This window comes from Paenibacillus dauci, from assembly GCF_000971985.1.
GTDB classification, from domain to species: Bacteria; Bacillota; Bacilli; order Paenibacillales; family Paenibacillaceae; genus Saccharibacillus; species Saccharibacillus dauci.
In genome coordinates this window covers 601,716-619,762 of record NZ_LAQQ01000002.1, presented here as the reverse complement: position 1 = coordinate 619,762, position 18,047 = coordinate 601,716, and the positions used below count along the sequence as shown (strand labels likewise).

General features: G+C 48.1%; 17 protein-coding genes. All 17 read right to left on the bottom strand.

What is annotated here, in order from left to right; genetic code table 11:
• Positions 1-223: 223 nt before the first annotated feature.
• The 17 genes from WH46_RS17065 to WH46_RS16985 all read right to left on the bottom strand — a co-directional run bounded on the left by WH46_RS17065 (position 224) and on the right by WH46_RS16985 (position 17,831).
• Entirely contained in the window at positions 224-1,120 is an 897-nt protein-coding gene (locus WH46_RS17065) for a copper amine oxidase N-terminal domain-containing protein (RefSeq protein WP_046227630.1), read from the bottom strand.
• A gap of 262 nt (positions 1,121-1,382) precedes the next feature.
• Positions 1,383-2,324 (bottom strand): glutaminase A, encoded by a 942-nt coding sequence (gene glsA / locus WH46_RS17060; RefSeq protein ID WP_017811026.1) that lies wholly within the window; start codon positions 2,322-2,324, stop codon positions 1,383-1,385.
• A 331-nt stretch (positions 2,325-2,655) separates the two neighbouring features.
• The gene (locus WH46_RS17055; RefSeq protein WP_046227629.1) at positions 2,656-3,132 is read right to left on the bottom strand and encodes a DMT family transporter; all 477 of its coding nucleotides are present in this window, start codon (positions 3,130-3,132) and stop codon (positions 2,656-2,658) included.
• A gap of 84 nt (positions 3,133-3,216) precedes the next feature.
• On the bottom strand, positions 3,217-3,642 hold the full coding sequence (locus WH46_RS17050; protein ID WP_046227628.1) for a DMT family transporter: 426 nt from the start codon (positions 3,640-3,642) through the stop codon (positions 3,217-3,219).
• A gap of 363 nt (positions 3,643-4,005) precedes the next feature.
• Positions 4,006-5,667, bottom strand: a complete 1,662-nt coding sequence (locus WH46_RS17045; RefSeq protein WP_046227627.1) for a DEAD/DEAH box helicase — start codon at positions 5,665-5,667, stop codon at positions 4,006-4,008.
• 198 nt (positions 5,668-5,865) lie between these two features.
• Positions 5,866-7,314 carry a SulP family inorganic anion transporter gene (locus WH46_RS17040; RefSeq protein ID WP_046227626.1) on the bottom strand — a complete coding sequence of 483 codons (1,449 nt, stop codon included), beginning with the start codon at positions 7,312-7,314 and terminating at the stop codon, positions 5,866-5,868.
• A 416-nt stretch (positions 7,315-7,730) separates the two neighbouring features.
• Positions 7,731-9,401 carry an ABC1 kinase family protein gene (locus WH46_RS17035; RefSeq protein ID WP_046227625.1) on the bottom strand — a complete coding sequence of 557 codons (1,671 nt, stop codon included), beginning with the start codon at positions 9,399-9,401 and terminating at the stop codon, positions 7,731-7,733.
• Between the two features lies 1 nt (position 9,402).
• On the bottom strand, positions 9,403-9,726 hold the full coding sequence (locus WH46_RS17030) for a phasin family protein (RefSeq protein WP_017811032.1): 324 nt from the start codon (positions 9,724-9,726) through the stop codon (positions 9,403-9,405).
• A gap of 189 nt (positions 9,727-9,915) precedes the next feature.
• A complete protein-coding gene (locus WH46_RS17025; protein ID WP_017811033.1) occupies positions 9,916-10,590 on the bottom strand; it encodes a ThuA domain-containing protein in 675 nt (224 codons plus the stop codon).
• A 220-nt stretch (positions 10,591-10,810) separates the two neighbouring features.
• A complete protein-coding gene (locus tag WH46_RS17020) occupies positions 10,811-11,137 on the bottom strand; it encodes a hypothetical protein (RefSeq protein ID WP_017811034.1) in 327 nt (108 codons plus the stop codon).
• A 398-nt stretch (positions 11,138-11,535) separates the two neighbouring features.
• Positions 11,536-11,865: a hypothetical protein gene (locus WH46_RS17015; protein WP_017811035.1), complete on the bottom strand. Its 330-nt coding sequence runs from the start codon at positions 11,863-11,865 to the stop codon at positions 11,536-11,538.
• Positions 11,866-11,876: 11 nt separating this feature from the next.
• On the bottom strand, positions 11,877-12,578 hold the full coding sequence (locus WH46_RS17010; protein ID WP_017811036.1) for a pirin family protein: 702 nt from the start codon (positions 12,576-12,578) through the stop codon (positions 11,877-11,879).
• A 325-nt stretch (positions 12,579-12,903) separates the two neighbouring features.
• Positions 12,904-14,883: a methyl-accepting chemotaxis protein gene (locus WH46_RS17005; protein WP_046227624.1), complete on the bottom strand. Its 1,980-nt coding sequence runs from the start codon at positions 14,881-14,883 to the stop codon at positions 12,904-12,906.
• A gap of 321 nt (positions 14,884-15,204) precedes the next feature.
• Positions 15,205-15,630: a DoxX family protein gene (locus WH46_RS17000; protein WP_052714276.1), complete on the bottom strand. Its 426-nt coding sequence runs from the start codon at positions 15,628-15,630 to the stop codon at positions 15,205-15,207.
• 108 nt (positions 15,631-15,738) lie between these two features.
• Positions 15,739-16,623: a M56 family metallopeptidase gene (locus tag WH46_RS16995; RefSeq protein ID WP_046227623.1), complete on the bottom strand. Its 885-nt coding sequence runs from the start codon at positions 16,621-16,623 to the stop codon at positions 15,739-15,741.
• A complete protein-coding gene (locus tag WH46_RS16990) occupies positions 16,605-17,021 on the bottom strand; it encodes a BlaI/MecI/CopY family transcriptional regulator (protein WP_017811040.1) in 417 nt (138 codons plus the stop codon). Before WH46_RS16990 ends, WH46_RS16995 begins: the two co-directional genes overlap by 19 nt.
• A gap of 372 nt (positions 17,022-17,393) precedes the next feature.
• Entirely contained in the window at positions 17,394-17,831 is a 438-nt protein-coding gene (locus WH46_RS16985; RefSeq protein ID WP_046227622.1) for a hypothetical protein, read from the bottom strand.
• Between the last annotated feature and the right edge of the window lie 216 nt (positions 17,832-18,047).

The following is an 18,047-nucleotide window of genomic DNA, read 5'->3' as shown; positions in this document are numbered from 1 at the left end:
TCATTATCACTTGTCAACCGATATCAAAAAAAAGCCGCCTAAATTCCCATGAAATTCAGGGAATTTGGCGGTGGAAGTGAAATATTCCATATGGGATGATGCGATATAGAACATAGTAAGGTTCGTTTGCTGCTTTAATTAGCTTAGATGGATAAAGATATCATGTGCTGCAGATTCTCATCATTTGCGGAATATAAAGTAGGAGATCGAAGCGTGGTTATACTTATTTGGTTTCCTGTTCGATAGGGAAAAGCTCATCCAGACTGTTCATGTCTTTTTCTCCATATATTGTGGTCTTGCCGCTTGTACTGATTTCTCCATATTGTGCGAGACCTGCATGCGTAGACAAATAGTAATACATGAGGTTCGTCTGAATAACCGGGCGTTTACCGTTCTCCTTGATGATGCCTTTGATATAAAAAGGGGCATTAGCAGTTGCTTTCTTACTGACGACTGCTTGCCATTGAAGCTGTGCTGAATTATCCGTAATCCGGTAATAGCTGATTACGCCGTCACCTTCAATGAAAAATGCATTTGACATATTCTTGGGGAAATACAGACTGATGGAACCGGCGCTGTTCTCTGTACCCTGGATATCCGGCAAGGTAGAGATGATGGGTAGATGAAGTGCAACAATTCGTGCCTCGGTGAGATTGGAACTTTGAAGCTGACTGTGCTGGGTAGAGCTTGCTCTGGCGACATATACGGTACGTGTACTCGCGTTCCATGCTACATCGCAGCCGAAAGCCTCGGCAACAAAGCGCATCGGAACCAGCAGACTATTATTCACCAGGATCACCGGCTGTTCAAGTGTTAGCGTCGTCTGGTTCCGGGTAGCCGTTTTCTGGTTCACCTGCAGCGTTAGTGTGCTATGACTCACCCGATCTTGAATCGTCAGGATTTTGGTATTATTGTACCAGGTCTGGATATGCAGTCCATCGATTTGTTCCAATGCACGCATAGGGATATATGTAGTATTGTTCTGAATAATAGGCTGAATATGACTTGATACAGATTGGTTGTTGATATCAAGTGTGACCGGACTTGCTGCTTGTGAAGAATGTGGCAGCAGCGCCATGCAGCATACCATTGCAATCAGAACTCCAGTTATTTTTCTCATATGTGCCTCCAGCGTTATATTTATTTTGGTCTGTATTGGATGAATTGTATCTTTTCATAAAGATAGAGGTGATTTTCATATCCATAGCGCTGATTTTGCTGTATGTCGATGCTTTTGGGATTGATATATTGATTGGTTTTTACAATCGGCTTTATCTATAGGATGAAGATGCAGGTTCTGCATGGACCTGACAGAACCAACTACAGAGATAGCGAGTTGGTTCTGTGCAGATACCGTTCGCAGACGGAATAGGGCTGCTTGCTTAGAACAGGCTCCAGCTGAATTCTTTTGATAATCGCTCCAGCAGATGAACACCTGCGGTGCTGTTGCCTTTACTGTTCAGCGAAGGGCCTACGACGCCAATGCCATATTGTCCGGGTACCAGAGCCAGAATACCACCGGACACGCCACTTTTGGCCGGAATACCTACATCGATGGCGAATTCGCCGGAAGCATTATACATACCGCAAGTCACCATAAATGTCTTGGCGATCTGCACATAACGGCGCGGAATCAGCTTCTCTCCATTGCATGGGTCTACCCCGTCAAAAGCAAGTACCAGCGCCATACGTGACAGGTCTGCACAGTTGACTTCGATTGAGCAGTGCTTGAAATAGACAGACAGCACATCCTCTACCGGATCTTTGAGCACGCCATTCTGCTTAAGGAAATAAGCCAGCGAGCGATTGAGGTCACCCGTCTCTAGCTCTGAATGGTAGACATCCATATTGTAATCCAGTCCGTCATTACCGGCGAGCTTGCGGAAAAATTCCAGAATACGCTGGGATTTATCTTCCGGACTGTCACCGGCAATCAGCGAAGATACCGTGATGGCTCCAGCATTGATCAGTGGATTGAACGGGATACCCGGCTCCACCAGCTCCAGCTTGATCATGGAGTTAAAATCATCTCCGGTCGGCTCTTTGCCTACATTATAAAAGACTGCTTCCTCCCCATGATCCATCAGGGCCAGAATCAAAGTAAATACTTTGGAAATACTCTGCATGGTAAACGGGATTCCATAATCTCCCGCGGCAATCGTCTTGCCCTGGGAATCAGCCACGAATACCCCCAGCGTATCCCGAGCAGCCTTGGCCAGCTCGGGAATATACGAAGCCACCTCTCCCTGTCCCGTACGCAGTCGGCTCGTCTCCAGCCATTCCGGCAGCAGGGTTTCCATTTTCTCCATATGCTCTATACTCATTCGCAGTTCTCCTGTCTATTTCAGATGATATCTATGGTTAAGCTTAGCATTGTCTTGTGCAACTTCATAATCTCTTTTCACTTCATTTGCCTCCAAATGAATCAGTCCATCGTGATAGGCCTGCTCTTCTGCAAGCAATCAATGGATCATTTGTAGGAGAACCCTCTCCCTGTACGAATACAAAAGCCTCCCGACACCGAAGTGGATCGAGAGACTTTTACCAGAGGATGAAAACATGATAAATCACGCTTTCCTACCGGGATACTTTAATTATAGTAGGTGCTACAAATAGAGTTTGTTCTATAAGTAATGAATGGACTGCCTTGATTGGTTAAACGGATGGATTGGCCGATTCTTCCACGACTGTTTTGCGTCTGCCGCCAAATTTGAAGACGAGAATACCGGCTACAACAACCAATACTCCGATAATTTTGCCGGGAGTCAGTGGAATCCGTTCCAGTCCAAGCCATCCTGCCGAATCGAACAGCAGTGCTGTTGCCAGCTGGGCAATCAATACGATCGATGTGGAAAAGGTCGGACCCAGCAGGCGAATCCCTTGTACCAGACAGAAGACAACACCTACGCCAATCGCACCGCTAACCCAATACCACAGCTGCATATGCTGAAGTGAAAACGTTCCTTTGCCCTCGAAAATGAGACTGGCTGTCAGCGAAGCGATAAATCCCATTCCCAGCACCAGTGTTGTAGTTGCCCAAGACCCTGCACGGGCATTCACCTGATTATTGAAGACCGTCTGCAGACTGACTAGAGAGCCGGCTACCACAGCCAGCAAAATACCTAAAAGCATGCGTGTACACTCCTTGTTTATTCAATATACTTTCTTGTGTTCTGTATGAGCGGGACAGCTCATTATGTTATCTATCCCTTTACCTTATAGCTTGAGAATAATTACGCCGCCGATCATCATTAAGATGCCGATAAATTGGGGCATGGTCATCTTCTGCCGAACGACACCGAACCAGCCTCTTAGATCAATCAGAAATGTTACACACAGCTGGGCGATCAGCAGCGCGGATACAGTCAGTGTCACTCCTACATACTGGATCGCCATGACTTCACTATAAATAATAATGGAAGCCAGCGCACCGCCGAACAAGTACAACGGTTTGACCTGCTTGAATCCCTGCCAGCTGCCGTCGCGAACAATCAGCAGAACCAGCGCGGCCAGGATGAATCCGGTCAACTGCGTAATCGTCGCTGCCTGCCAGGTTCCAATATCCTGGCTAATCCGGTTGTTGGCTACTCCCTGTAATGTAATACATGCACCGCCCAGCAGGGCGAATAGTATTCCTTTCATGCTGTTATAATTCCTCCTGTATGTCTGTATAATAACCGCATTATGATTAATTCTGTGATTTACGTTAGTGCAAATTTCAACAACATCAATCTACTCCAACAATATCAATCTACTACGCCTTGTCTATTATAAGAACAGCAGGCCATCTCATGAAAAGGACATATGTCCCAATCGACTTGTCGCTTACCTACTGAACCGATCTATCCGGCGTATACGATATGCAAATCGCTAGATTTGCACATGTCTATTTTCTTTTCCGGCAATCCAAACAGCCCCTTATATCGACAAGGGGCTGCCTGGTATTTATTCAAATCCGAATCTGTCTATTATCCTGCAGAAATATGCAGGCAGAATCCAAGATTATTAACGTTTGCCACCGCGACCTCTGTTGTCGGAATTGCGGCTGGACTGACTGGAACGGCTGCTTCCCTGACGGGAGGACGATCCGCTTCCTTGGCGGGAAGATGCGCTGCTGCCACCTTTGCCTCCGGCTTTGCCATACTCACGCGTACGACCGCCTGCGCTGGCACTACCACCGGAACCTTTGGTTGTTTTCGAAGAATCACGACGGAAAGAACCCGATTCATCGGTACGGCGTGCCATCGCTCCGCTCATGCCGACAGCTTTGGCCGGACGAGCTGAACTTTCACTGCGCTTGTTCTTGCCACCGGAACGTGTACCTGTACCTGCGCTACTGCCGGCACTGGAAGCTGGGCGATCGGATGAACGCCCACCACCGCTGCCGCGTCTGCCGCCGGAGCGACCGGATGGCTCATCACGATAGCTGCCGCGTGCTTCACGGCGTCCATTTTCACTGCGTTTGTTTTTGCCGGTACGGCCGCCTGTACGCTCCGCTTTGGGACGAACATTGGACAGCAGTTCGCCGGAATCTTCGGATTGTGCGGACGTCTGGGAGATCTCGCGCGGCAGTTTTTGAGCGGTCTGGCGCTCGATCTGCTCCAATTCCTGACGATCATGCGGCGTTACGAATGTAATCGCACGGCCTTTTTCCCCGGCACGGCCTGTACGTCCGATACGGTGGATATAATATTCCACATCCTGCGGGATATCATAGTTGAATACATGGGTAATACCCTCAACGTCGATACCACGCGCAGCGACATCGGTAGCAACGAGCAGCTGCAGCTTGGCATCACGGAAAGCTTTCATTACCTGCTCCCGCTTGTTCTGGGACAGATCGCCATGCAGTTCATCCGAGGCGTAGCCCATCTCCTGCAGTTCTGCATTCAGTGCAGCGGCACGGCGCTTGGTCCGGCAGAAAATAACGGCCAGATACGGACGCTCCCGTTCAATATATTCACGTAGTGCAGCCAGCTTGCCTCGCGGTGTACATTCCACAACCAGCTGACGAATCAGCTTGAGGGGTACCGTTTCTTCGGTGCCTACACGGAAATCACGCGGTTTGCGCATATACTGGGCGGACAGACGACGGATACCATCTGGCATGGTTGCAGAGAACAGCATGGTCTGACGGGATGGAGATGTCGCCATAATGATCTGCTCCACTTCCTTGAGGAAACCCATATGCAGCATCTGATCGGCTTCATCCAGTACCAGTGTACGGATCTTGGTCATATCCAGCGTGCCACGACCCATATGGTCGAGCAGTCGTCCCGGTGTACCAACGACCAGATGACAGCCGCCTTCCAGCTTGCGCAGCTGACGCTCTACATCCTGACCGCCATAGGCAGCAAGAATACGTACGCCTTCGTAAGCATCTGCCAGCTTGCGCGCTTCTGTCGCAATCTGCAGGGCCAGTTCGCGTGTAGGTGCAACAACGAGCGCCTGTGGTGCGCCGGTTACATTCAGGTTTAACTTTTCAAAAATAGGCAGCAAAAAGGCGAGTGTCTTACCGGTACCTGTCTTCGCCTGTACAATTGCGTCTTCTCCGTTCATCAGTGCAGGAATAGAAGCTTCCTGCACTTCGGTCGGCTGAGTGATTCCGTTAACGGCCAGCAGTTCAATCGCTGCTGACGAAATGCCGAATGAGTTAAAGTTTGTCAATGATTTCACCTGTCTTATTCATAATATTATTCTTGCAGCACTCGTAAAAAGAAGCACCGGCGTGATACCGATGCTTCTGTATCTGTTCGTGACAGACACCTTTATGATCATCCGCAGCCTGACACAGGCTGCAGTCTGAGATTCCCGACCATTCTAACGACAGCTATAGCGTCAATATAACGTTTATTTCCCGCCGCGTCAATGCCCGGAAGCGGCGGAACTGCCGAGTTTTTCGTACAATTGGCGGCTTTCTTCATTCAGACCACGAATACGCACCTGCTTGCCCAGCTGCTCGTACTTTTCCTTGAGCTTGCCGATGCCGATGACAGCAGAATGATCCCAGATATGAGACCCGGCAAAATCAATCGTAATCTGCTCCGGATCTTCTGTCGGTACGAAGTGATCCACGAACTGGCTCATCGTACCGAAGAACATTTGGCCGCGTACTTGATAGACCCGGTGAGCAGACGTAGAATCCCCGGCTTCGGTAATATGGAGCTGTGACATTCTCCAGCCAAACCGCAGCGCACTCATCACCACACCGACACCTACCCCGATCGACAGATTGTCGGTCAGTACCACAATAACTACAACCGTGACCATAATAACGGCCTCGGCAAGTGGAATCTTGTGGATCGTCAGCAGGGAATTCCAGCTGAACGTACCGATCGAGACCATGATCATCACGCCGACCAGCGCCGCCATTGGCACTTCACGTACGATTGTGCCTAGTACCACGAGCAGGACGAGCAGAAAAGCTCCAGCGATAAACGTCGACAATCTGCCGCGTCCACCAGATTTGACGTTAATAACCGATTGACCGATCATGGCACAACCTGCCATTCCTCCGAAAAATCCACTCACAATATTCGCGAGTCCCTGACCTTGAGCTTCGCGATTTTTGTTGCTGCGTGTCTCGGTCATCTCATCAACAATCGTTGCTGTCAGCAGCGATTCCAGCAGACCCACAAAGGCAATCGAGATCGAATACGGCAGTACCGTAATAAACAGATCCCAGCCCAGCGGTACAACCGGCAGATGGAAAAATGGCAACTGATTGCTCAGTTCACCCATATCGCCCACTGTACGTACATCCAGATGCAGGAAGTAGGTCAGCAGAGAAACGATAATAATTGCTACCAGCGGTGCCGGTACTGCCTTGGTGAACAGCGGCAGGATATAGATAATGGCCAGTGTTAAGGCGACCAGTGCATACATCAGCCAGTTGGCTCCGACAAACTGCGGCAACTGTGCCGAGAAGATCACAATCGCCAGCGCATTAACGAACCCTGTCATGACCGACTGCGGAATAAAGGTAATAAACCGCCCAATTTTGAGCCAGCCGAGTATGATCTGGAAAATCCCGGCCAGAATCGTTGCAGCAAATAAGTATTCCACGCCATGCTTGGCAACTAGCGTACCGACCAGCACAGCAATCGCTCCGGTAGCCGCCGAGATCATACCCGGACGCCCCCCTGCAAACGAAATAACAATAGCGATACAAATAGAAGCGTACAGACCGACCATCGGGTCGACACCTGCAATAATCGAGAACCCAATCGCTTCCGGTATAAGGGCCAGGGCTACAGTAATCCCCGCCAGTACATCAGGACGGATATTACCAAACCATTGCTGCTTGTAATTCATGATTATCCTCTTTCAGACATGTGACAACCATCCGGTTGAATAGGTAAAATTCCGGACAATACTGACCAGATGAAGCACAGTGCTTGTTTGATTTGTAATAGCTCCCCTCTCGCAGGGCAGCCGGGTCCGTGGCAGAGATAGATTTTCATTATAACCAATTTTAAGCAATCTCTCTACTATTAATTGCTATATTACCGGATAAATAAATATGTAAACGTAATCATTTCTATAAAATAAAAACGCCTTGTCCGAAAAGGCAGTAAACTGCTCGCTGCTCGTTCGGACAAAGCGTAATCATGTAAAGGCTGGATTACATACGGAATGGCAATAGACTGCTAGCGATCTGCCGCCTTCTCACTTTGCCCAGCCTTCATTTGACAGTCAGAATGCTCTTGCTGCTTCTACAGATCGTTCGGCTAGAACCGCCCTGACCTGAAAATAACGACCAGCAGCCAGACCACCATCAGTGTCGCTATGGCAAAACCAATCTCTACTACCGGCAGTCCCCACAGAATCGGTGTGTTGTCCCGCAGGGAGGAACCAATGATCAGGCCGACCATAATAATACTGAATGCCAGCAATACGATACTGAATGCCAGCCGGTTACTGATCTGATCCATTTTGTGGAGCAGTTCTCCCAGTTCCGGTACACTGACTTCCACCTTGAGCTTGCCGGAGCGAATCACCCGTGATAGCTCGGATGCCTGACGCGGTAGATCGGTCAGAATCTCGACTGCCTGAAAGGCTCCGTCCGTAATCCGCTGACGAATCTTGCTCGGACTGTAGCGCTCACTGAGTAGACGACGACCGAACGGCTCGGCCATGTTCAGGATACTGAGTGAAGGGTCCAGTCGTTCAATCACACCTTCCAGCGTAATCAGCGCTTTGCCAAGCAGTGCCAGATCGGTCGGGATATCAATCTTGTACTGACGGATAATTGCGAACATCTCATTCAGTGCTTCACCCAGATCAATCTGGGAAAAAGGCAGATCATAATATTTCTCCCGCAGCCGCTCCAGCTCATTGCGCAGCGCAGACATATTAATATCCTCAGGAACAAATCCCAGTCGCATAACTGCCCGTACCATACTGTCCGTATTTTTGCGCAGCAGAGCAATTACGAATCCGGCCATGCCATTTTTGGTATCACTGCTCAATCGGCCCATCATGCCAAAGTCCAGATAGGCGATTCGTCCGTCACGCAGGGCGAGCAGATTACCCGGATGAGGATCGGCATGGAAGAATCCGTCGATAAAGATCTGCTGCAGCATGGAATCGACCAGACGCTGAGCCACATCGGACAGTTGGAGCCCTTGCTCCACAATCTCGTCCGGACGGCCCATATGAATACCGTCGACAAACTCCATCGTCAGCACACGGGCAGACGTATAATTCCAGTAGGTTTTCGGAATATGAATCCAGCGGTCCTTTTCAAAATTCTGACCGATCCGTTCCATATTCCGGCCTTCAATATTGTAATCAAGTTCTTCGCGCATGGATTTGGAGAACTCTTCGATAATTTCTTCTACATTATATTGAGCCACCCATTCCAGATGACGCTTGGCGAGCGAGATCAGATCTTGCAGAATCTCCAGGTCACGCTGTACAACGCGTGATACACCGGGACGCTGCACTTTGATCGCGACCAATTCACCGGTATGCAGCTTGCCCAGATGCACCTGTCCGATCGAGGCGGCGGCTACCGGCTGTTCCTGGAAGCTCTCCAGCATCTCGTCCAGACTGGTGCCTAGCTCCAATTCGATAATCTGACGGGCTTCTTCGCCCGGGAAAGGAGGCACCTGATCCTGCAATTTCACCAGTTCGTTAATTACATTTTCCGGTAGCAGATCCGAGCGTGTACTGGCGAGCTGTCCCAATTTGACAAAAGTAGGCCCCAGCTCTTCCAATACCAGACGAATCCGTTCTGCCAGTGTACGAATGCCGTGGACATCACGGCGTGCCAGCTTCAGCGGAATCGCCAGCATACGGTGAAGTCCCATCTCTTCAACCATATAACCAAAGCCATGACGCATCAGCGCCATGGCGATTTCCCTGTACCTTCCGGCATGCCGGATATGCAGAGACATCTTATAACAATGGCGGCTGCTGCTGTTCCTGCTCAGCCAGACGCTTTTCCAGAACCGTAATCCGCTGCTGTAATTGTTCTACGGTTTCCTTGGTCGGAATATCCAGTTCAGTCAGTGCTTTTTGGATCTGGCCGCGTACCCAATCCTTCATCTGATTCTGTTCTTCCGCACCACGGTCCATCAGGCGATCTACCAGTGCACGGGATTCGGATGGGGCCAATTCTCCGCGTTTGACCAGATCATTTACCGCTTTTTCTACCTTTTCCTTGCTGACTACAGTTGCACCCAGTCCCAGGGATAACGCTCTTTTGAACAAATCGCTCATCTCTATTCCTCCTGAACATATAGTAAAGTACGGTCAAGGCTCAACTACTCATCTGCATATTGGCATATTCCGGTGTCATAATCCTCACCGGCGCATGGCAACATGTCCATGCAGGGTCCATCTCTCTCTAGTATAACGGTTCGGTAGCCATATGCCTAATCCGGTATACAGCGAATGGGCAGGAATCTTCTATCCCTCTTCGTCACATCCGGCTACCCAGCAGATGCTCTGTGCAATCATCGTCCGGTATTCCGGATAATCAAAAGAAGCTGCATGGTGTCCGGGCATCAAATACACGGTGCGTCCCATACCATAATGGGAACACCAGGCAGCCGGCCAGGTATCGCCATTCATCGTATATTCCATCAGAATGGTCCGTTCTGCTCCTGGCAGCAGCGTGAATTCATACGGTTCTTCTTCCATGACAAAGGAATGTATACCTTTCATAATCGGGTGTCCCGGCGAGGCGATATGCATCTCCAGTGCTCCATATTCTTCATGACCACCGTACTGCGCACCCATCAACTGCTTGAGCTCGTAGCGTGTCTCCTGCAGCGATACACCGCAGTGGAGTATGAGCAGTCCGCCCCCATTCACTACGTATGTAATAATGCCGGCCGCATGTCTGGGATTGATCTTTTTATTAAAAGCGTCTGTATAGACGATACACAGATCATAAGCTTCGAGGCGTTCCATCTCCAGCATGTCATAATCATCCGAAGTATGCAGTTCCCATCCGGCCGGCATCAGATCGCGGATATGATTTTCCACCTGATCCAGCGGATGATAAGGTGCGTCTTCTCCATAATCTCCGATCAGGATCGCCTGCCTGGCCTTTAATTTGTCATCACTTAATATACTCATGATACGGGCAAGTCTCCTTTGGCATTTAATTTTGAAAAAAGGATATACCGTCAATCCGGCATTTCTCCCTGATATGTCCTTACCCGTATTTTCTTGGAATAGTACAGAATATTTAAATTTTTATCTTTTGTACATACAGCAAATCAGGATCATAAAATAAAACACGGCCTCATCAGATCACTGATGGGCCGTTGATAAATGAACGATATAATCCGGACGATTATTTGCGTACCGTCGGTTTTTTGCGGGCAGGTTTGCGGTTTTTCTCCTGTTCGGCAGCTACACGGATAGCTTCTTCCGCACGATCCTGATCCAGCTGGAGCTTGTCTGCCGCCTGCTGCTTGCGCTTGGCTTCATAAGCTTTGTAGAGTGTATCCTGTATATCCGATTTGCTCATCTTCAGATGGTTGCCAAAAGCGTCCGGGAACATAAACGATTTGCGTCCCACTTCCTCCGAGAACATTACCGTAATCCGTTCGTTATCATTCTCCACTACCTGTCCAACACCAAACTGCTCATGCATTACCTGTTCATCCTTTAAATTCATACGCTTGCCTCCTGTGACCGCTGCTCGGGTCTATTGATGAAGCTGATTGCCTGGATTAATCATTCTGTCTCCGATGCGCAAAGGGCCGTATAACGGCTTTCCTTCCCGGCTCGGACCTATACTAAAATGGCTATCCGCACATCGGCAGCATCTACATGCAGGAATAAGGGATAGCCGCTGAAAACAGCATTCTAAAGTAGTAACAATAACCGCCAGATATGATCTCGAAAAGGAACGTGGTGTCTGCTTCCAGATACAGGATATGGGCAGCACCTATACAAAATGCAGGTGATTTGGTCATATTTTGATAAAATAAACAAACTTCCCTGCAGTACTCTAAAGTGTATCTATTTAATTAGAGCACATATGTTCGAAGAAAGTCAAAGCATTTGTTTGGCTCAGGCCCAGTAATCCGTAGGCAGATAGCGGATTACTGTATCTGCTTCAATAATCAGATCCTGTTGATCGGTATCATAATGGACACCATCGGTACTCACATAATACCAGTGCTTCACCTGCGGTCCATCTTCCGGAATCTCGAATCGGAACAGATTCAGTTCTTTCTGGAAACGCAGGATCTCGGTAACCACCTCTTCCGGTGGCTGATGAAATACGAACCGATATCGTCCTCCTGGCAGATCAGTAAATGCATATTCCAGCGGTTGCTTGTTATTGTTGAGCCATTCGCGGCCGGTAACGGCATGTTTGACCATCACAGTCTCTCTCATGGTTATCCTCCTCAGGGCAAGTCGATCAGCATAAAAAATACAGCCTCTTCGGCTTCCAGCTGCAGACGGTTTTCCTGCTCCAGCCGGGCTGCATCCCTGCGGCTGAGCACATCTGCCTGGTTGAGACGCAGTGCCCCATGAATGACGAATACATAGGTGCGCCGCTCGGATTTCTGCAAGAACTCGATCTGCTGTCCTTTTTCAAGACGGCTCAGATAAATAGTCAGATCCTGATGGATGGTCGCCTGATGCTCTCCCCCCTGCCGGCTGACTACCGGAAGCAGACGTCCGCTGAGTGAAGCCGGATTATAAGAGGAGGTCATATAGGATGGTTCCAGTCCACGCGCTTCCGGTTCAAACCACAGCTGCAGCAAATTGCAATCCGTCTCGTTGGAGGCATTATGCTCGGTATGAATAACACCGGTACCTGCAGACATGCGCTGGATACCACCAAAGGAACTCACCGCCACATTGCCGATATTATCCTCGTGGCGAAGCTGTCCCTGCAGTACGATCGATACAATCTCCATATCACTGTGCGGATGTGCGCCAAAGCCGTATCCTGGTGCGATCGTATCATCATTGAATACACGCAGTACACCAAATCCCGTATTATCAGGGTCCTGATATTCACCAAAGGAAAAGCTGTGACTTCCCCGAAGCCACTCCCGGTCAAAATGAAATCGCTCGCTTGCCGGATAGAATGTGATCATCTCTGTTCCTCCTTGAGACCCTAAGCGTCAATACGGCCTAACCGGATGTATCGACCGCTCTTTGTCGCCGAGTATGAGTTATCTATTCTCTATTGTAATGCACGGATTGGGCGAAGAACAGTATTCCTGTGCGATCAAAAAAAGCCGCTGCCCCTATACATATATGGAGCAGCGGCTGCAAGATTAAACAGACCTACCTTATTTCATTATAAGAAAATGGATTGATCTAAGCAGGAGCGTATTCATTCCCGTTCATTGACTTTTGGCAGAAATATAGCTGTTACACAATAACTTCGCTATATATTTCAGCTGGTAAAAGGATCGTTTACAGCTTGAAGCGTGAAACTACCTGCTGCAGCTGTTCTGCCAGACGTGTCAGATCGGTTGCTGCACTCGATACTTCCTCCATGGAAGCAAGCTGCTCCTGGGCAGCTGCAGAGATTGTCTCTGTATTGCTCGCCGACTGGTCCGAGATGCTGGCAATTTCTTCAATGGAAGCCACGACAGCATCTGCTTCACTGTTCAGCTGATCTGTTGCACCGGATACATCATCCATTTTGCTGGAGACCGCTTTGATTGAACTATTGATTTGGGAGAAGGAACGGCCGGATGTATCGACAGCAACAATACCGCCTTCGACGTTATGCTTGGCTTGTGCCATAACATCCAGAGACTGGGTAACTACACCCTGCATACCGGAAATCAGCTCGCTGATACGCTGAGCGGAATCGCCCGATTCAGAAGCCAGTTTGCGGACTTCCTCGGCAACTACAGCAAACCCTTTGCCGTGTTCACCTGCACGTGCCGCCTCGATCGAAGCATTGAGAGCGAGTAGATTGGTCTGTTTGGCAATATTGCGGATCAAGTCAACGATACTATCAATTTCCGAAGACTGATTATTCATCTGGGTAATAATATCACTCAGTGTGTCAACCGTCGTCTGAATCTCATAGATTTTCTGTACTACATCAACGACAGATTCATTACCTTTGACAGCAGCTTCGGCAGCATTCTGCAGAGTTTGGCTGACTTCATTTACATGATTCGAAATCTCCGCCACCCGCTCGGACATACGCTCGATAGACGCGGCTCCCTGGTTGACACTGGTTACCTGGCGTTCGCTGCCAGTAGATACTTCCTGGATTGCCATCGTAACATGCTCTACCGAACGGCTGGTTTCTTCCGCACCCGCTGCCAGCTCTTCCGAAGCCGAGGATACATTATCGGTAGTATCTTTCACATTCTCGATCATCTCGCGCAGACTGTTTACCATACCGGCAAAGTCCCGTGCCAGATCACCGATTTCGTCATTTTTACTTTGATCAATCTCGACGGTCAAATCGCCTGCACTGATTAATGTAGTTGTCTGACGCAGACGCTGAATCGGATTCATAATCATGCGGATACAGAAGAATACAACAACAGCCGCTACAAGAATAGATACAATAACAATAATCATGGCTTGATTACGAACAGGTGCTACTGCTGTATCCACTTCACTTGTATACATAGTACCGGCAATTTTCCAGCCTGTGGTCGGATTGGTCAGGAATACCATCTGCTTGGGACGATCTTGAAAAGTATAATGGATATCACCGTGATCCTGGCTATACATCGTAGACAAATAATCACCGGTTGCTTTGTCACCCGGCTTGCCGTTGCGGCTGACTACGTAATTCTGATCTTTATCAAGTACAATAACATAGCCTTCATGGCCGACCTGGATATCAACCTGTTTAGCGATACTTTCCAGATTCAGTGAGATTCCCAGTACACCCGAGTTATCCGGCAGTGTACGTGCGATAACAACGACCGGCTTATTGCTGGAGTTGATCACGACAGAGGTCATTACGGTTGTTCCCGGTGCAGCAATTGCTTGCTTGTACCAATCGCGTTCGCGTGGATCATATCCGTTCTCATTTTCCTTGGGCACACCGCGGACCATCAGACCATCAGGCGTACCTACAAATACATCGATCGCTTCCGGATGAAGCTTGATATACTGTGTTAATCGTGGAACAATTTGCGGACTTAGACGACCATCAATCATGGAGCGGTTAAATAAGCCCGACAATACTTCTGCATCATGGAACTTGGCGTCCAGCGAGCTGCTGATAAAATCATTCGCTGCTTTCACCGTTTCATTGGCACTGGTAGTTAGCTGACCTGCCACCTGAGTTTTGGCATTATTATACATACTGATACTGATCACCAAACTCGGGGCAAGCAATACAATCGCGAATGCCACAATCAGTTGATTACGGATCGACCAACGCAGCCAGGATTTACTCTTATTCTTACTCATGTATTTCACACTCTTTCCTGTAGTAATATATCGTGCTGTTTGACCATGAAGAACTGACAATAACCCATAATATTGTATATATCGTCCAATTGAGGTTAATTATTTAGACGACTATCGAAACGAATCGAAATTTGTTGAATCTTCGGTACCATTCCGACACTTAGTTATTTGTATCCGCTATACGATATCTATAGCCCATTGTCATACGACGTATATATATCAAAAAAGAGGACACAATGAATGTGTCCTCCCTTTGTTTGCTTGTATTTGTATTCGATTGTAACTGTCTTATCTCGCAATAAGCTTCTAATTTACTAATAATTAGTTTTCGGCCAGCCGACGATTTTGACTGCGCTCTTTGCGCCATAACATGCCATCCAGGGACAACAATGCACTACCACTAATCGCCATTTGCAGACTGGTAATCAGCAGCAGATAATTGAACTCTGTTCCCATTAGGAAAGCATCCCCTTTGTGCGCAGTGACAAGTGTACCCACGATAATGCAAGCTGTGATGATTCCGGCAATACGTGTGAACAAGCCTACGATCAGTGCAATTCCACCGGCAATCTCCAGTACGGCTACGACAGGAGCCAGCCATGTTGGTAATCCCATGCTCTGAAAAAATCCCATTGTACCGCCAATACCTCCTTGAAACTTGGACAGGCCATGCAGCAGGAAAATCAATCCTGTTAATACTCTCGTAATCAGAATCCCCACTTCTACATTCCTTTTGGTCATATTCATTTGAACGCCTCCTTGATCATTTTCACACTACACAATGTAGTGCTTTGCTATAAAATAAAGTCGCTTTACCGGCAAACACTGTATTCATAGCATTTACCGGTAACCAGATTACTCAATCAGCGACCATAGTAACAAAATACTCAGTAGAATCAGCACAGGCAGCGAGACGAGAATTGACCACCATGGCAACCGGGGCGATACACCGCTTTGCGGATCGATAATCCGTTGTATGCGGTAGTTGAGCGATGTATCGGCAAATGAAGAATAGATCATACGGGCAGGCATCTCCATCCGTGAACGGGAACGCTTCACCAGTTTGAGTAGCGCACCGCCAATACCTACAGGCGTACCCAGATGTTCAATCGCATAATTATCCGCCAGGATCTCGCGCGAGATCTTGTAATGCAGTGCCAGCGTACGGACGACCGGTAAAAACCAAAGCGCACATGCTGACTGCCGCAGCAGGAATGTCGTCAACGGATCGCGCTGATGATAATGGAACAGCTCATGATACAGTACAGCCTGACGCTCATCTTCATTGAGCAAGGCCAGCAGTCCCTCGGACAGCACAATACGGCGATTGATAATACCAATTGTTAAGGCCAGCGGCTGTTCGCAGGACACAATCATAAAGATGTTCCGTCCATCCGGACGATAACGCTCATTATACTTAGCAGACAACCGATAGTTCTCCAGCTGACGGAAACGCTGCATGGCACGGAATGAACCATACCACTGATCCAGTCCGTAACCGACATATAACACAAATGTACACAGAACCAGTGTCTCCAGCAGATGACTCACCGACAACCAGCCATGTGATTTCATCCACTGATTACAGATACGTAGCAGGTCAAACGGAATATTCCAACCGAACAAGACATGCAGCGCGTACATCACCATCAGACCTATCGTAAACAAAGTAATAAACAGCCCTGTCTTCAGCAGTCTTTCGGAACGACGATGCCACCATTCTACGCGTTGTTTTTCCATTGTTTGATCTTTTCCTCCAAGGCTTGAATAAGTTGAGGATCCACCTCTTCAAGTATGTCCACCATGTGGTTTACAGCGAGTGATCCGAACTCTTCCATTAATTCATGAGTTAATTCCCTGGATTGATGATTCAAGAATTCTGCACGACTTTCCGACGGAATGTAATGAAAGCTTCTGCCTTCGCTCTTTTTGAGCAGAGCGCCTTTGTCCACCAGACGATTCATCACCGTCATCACCGTGTTAAAACTGAGCGGCTTGACCGGCTTCAGTGCAGTCTGCACTTCTCTGATCGTCATAGGGTGATCCATATCCCACAGTACATTCATCACCTGTGCTTCCAGCGGACCAAAAAAGCGGTCCATCCCTGTAGCACCAACTTTGAAATTTTGTATTTTCATCTTAATCTACGCCACCTCACACTACACATTGTAGTGTAATCATTAAAAGCAAGTCAAATTTCAGTACTTAATTGTATATTATCACATTATACGAATCAGTCTATACTTTTTTAACAGTTAATGCTTTTCATTTCACATTAAAATAACGAATTATCCTTTTATAAAACTCTAATATATGTTGTTAAACGCATTTTATAGATAAAATTTAATTTATATTTTTTCCCATATAAACCATTTCACTTTCTGCTTTGAATCATAAAAACGCGAAGACTCTACTTGCTTCAAGTCTCCGCGTCATATGCTATTCGGTTCCAGCTTTAATAAACCACTCTACTGTACACCGGTATAATTTATTATCAGCTGCTGATCGATTTAGCGCTCGTCTGTCCAGACAACGGTCATCTCTACACGATCATTCGTATTTGCTGCCGGTACAGCTGTCAGAATCCAGCTCTGCCGGGAAACTTCATTGGTTCCCTGAATGACCATTTTCTGCTCGCTCAGCATATCGATCGCATCCTTCATATCATGCTCACGGAAGTACTCGCTGTAGGTTTTGGCCAATGTCTCCATACTCAACCGGGTCTGGAAAGTAAACAGGACGAATTTCTCCTCGTCGCTGCTGTTCTGTACTGCCGTTACCGTCAGCGCATCATCAGGAACAGGGAAACTGGCCGGCAGATTCAGAGGGCGCTGCTGAATTCCTGTCAACGCAGGTTCTGCCGACACATAACCTGCCGTATTCCACAAACCAATCACCATAAACATGACTACCATACCGCATATCCCCAGGCTCCATAATTTCCTCATGATACACCTCTCCTTTGCTGTTGCAATCGTACTCTTGGGCTTACAGCATTCCGGCAAAGTATGGTCTTCACCATTATTTCCTTTCCACGTGTATCTCTCTGGATGGAATAGATCCCGGCAGGTAGCAGGGTATTACGGAAGGAGAATAAGACAGAAGGAAGCACACACTATATCCTGCTCATAGCATTGCTTCCCTCTACTGTATATATAATGGCC

What these genes read in the sequence shown, in the direction of transcription:
- WH46_RS17065 (WP_046227630.1), bottom strand. Translation starts at nt 1,120, where the DNA reads ATGAGAAAAATAACTGGAGTTCTGATTGCAATGGTATGCTGCATGGCG.
- glsA (WP_017811026.1), bottom strand. Translation starts at nt 2,324, where the DNA reads ATGAGTATAGAGCATATGGAGAAAATGGAAACCCTGCTGCCGGAATGG.
- WH46_RS17055 (WP_046227629.1), bottom strand. Translation starts at nt 3,132, where the DNA reads ATGCTTTTAGGTATTTTGCTGGCTGTGGTAGCCGGCTCTCTAGTCAGT.
- WH46_RS17050 (WP_046227628.1), bottom strand. Translation starts at nt 3,642, where the DNA reads ATGAAAGGAATACTATTCGCCCTGCTGGGCGGTGCATGTATTACATTA.
- WH46_RS17040 (WP_046227626.1), bottom strand. Translation starts at nt 7,314, where the DNA reads ATGAATTACAAGCAGCAATGGTTTGGTAATATCCGTCCTGATGTACTG.
- WH46_RS17035 (WP_046227625.1), bottom strand. Translation starts at nt 9,401, where the DNA reads ATGTCTCTGCATATCCGGCATGCCGGAAGGTACAGGGAAATCGCCATG.
- WH46_RS17030 (WP_017811032.1), bottom strand. Translation starts at nt 9,726, where the DNA reads ATGAGCGATTTGTTCAAAAGAGCGTTATCCCTGGGACTGGGTGCAACT.
- WH46_RS17025 (WP_017811033.1), bottom strand. Translation starts at nt 10,590, where the DNA reads ATGAGTATATTAAGTGATGACAAATTAAAGGCCAGGCAGGCGATCCTG.
- WH46_RS17020 (WP_017811034.1), bottom strand. Translation starts at nt 11,137, where the DNA reads ATGAATTTAAAGGATGAACAGGTAATGCATGAGCAGTTTGGTGTTGGA.
- WH46_RS17015 (WP_017811035.1), bottom strand. Translation starts at nt 11,865, where the DNA reads ATGAGAGAGACTGTGATGGTCAAACATGCCGTTACCGGCCGCGAATGG.
- WH46_RS17010 (WP_017811036.1), bottom strand. Translation starts at nt 12,578, where the DNA reads ATGATCACATTCTATCCGGCAAGCGAGCGATTTCATTTTGACCGGGAG.
- WH46_RS17005 (WP_046227624.1), bottom strand. Translation starts at nt 14,883, where the DNA reads ATGAGTAAGAATAAGAGTAAATCCTGGCTGCGTTGGTCGATCCGTAAT.
- WH46_RS17000 (WP_052714276.1), bottom strand. Translation starts at nt 15,630, where the DNA reads ATGAATATGACCAAAAGGAATGTAGAAGTGGGGATTCTGATTACGAGA.
- WH46_RS16995 (WP_046227623.1), bottom strand. Translation starts at nt 16,623, where the DNA reads ATGGAAAAACAACGCGTAGAATGGTGGCATCGTCGTTCCGAAAGACTG.
- WH46_RS16990 (WP_017811040.1), bottom strand. Translation starts at nt 17,021, where the DNA reads ATGAAAATACAAAATTTCAAAGTTGGTGCTACAGGGATGGACCGCTTT.
- WH46_RS16985 (WP_046227622.1), bottom strand. Translation starts at nt 17,831, where the DNA reads ATGAGGAAATTATGGAGCCTGGGGATATGCGGTATGGTAGTCATGTTT.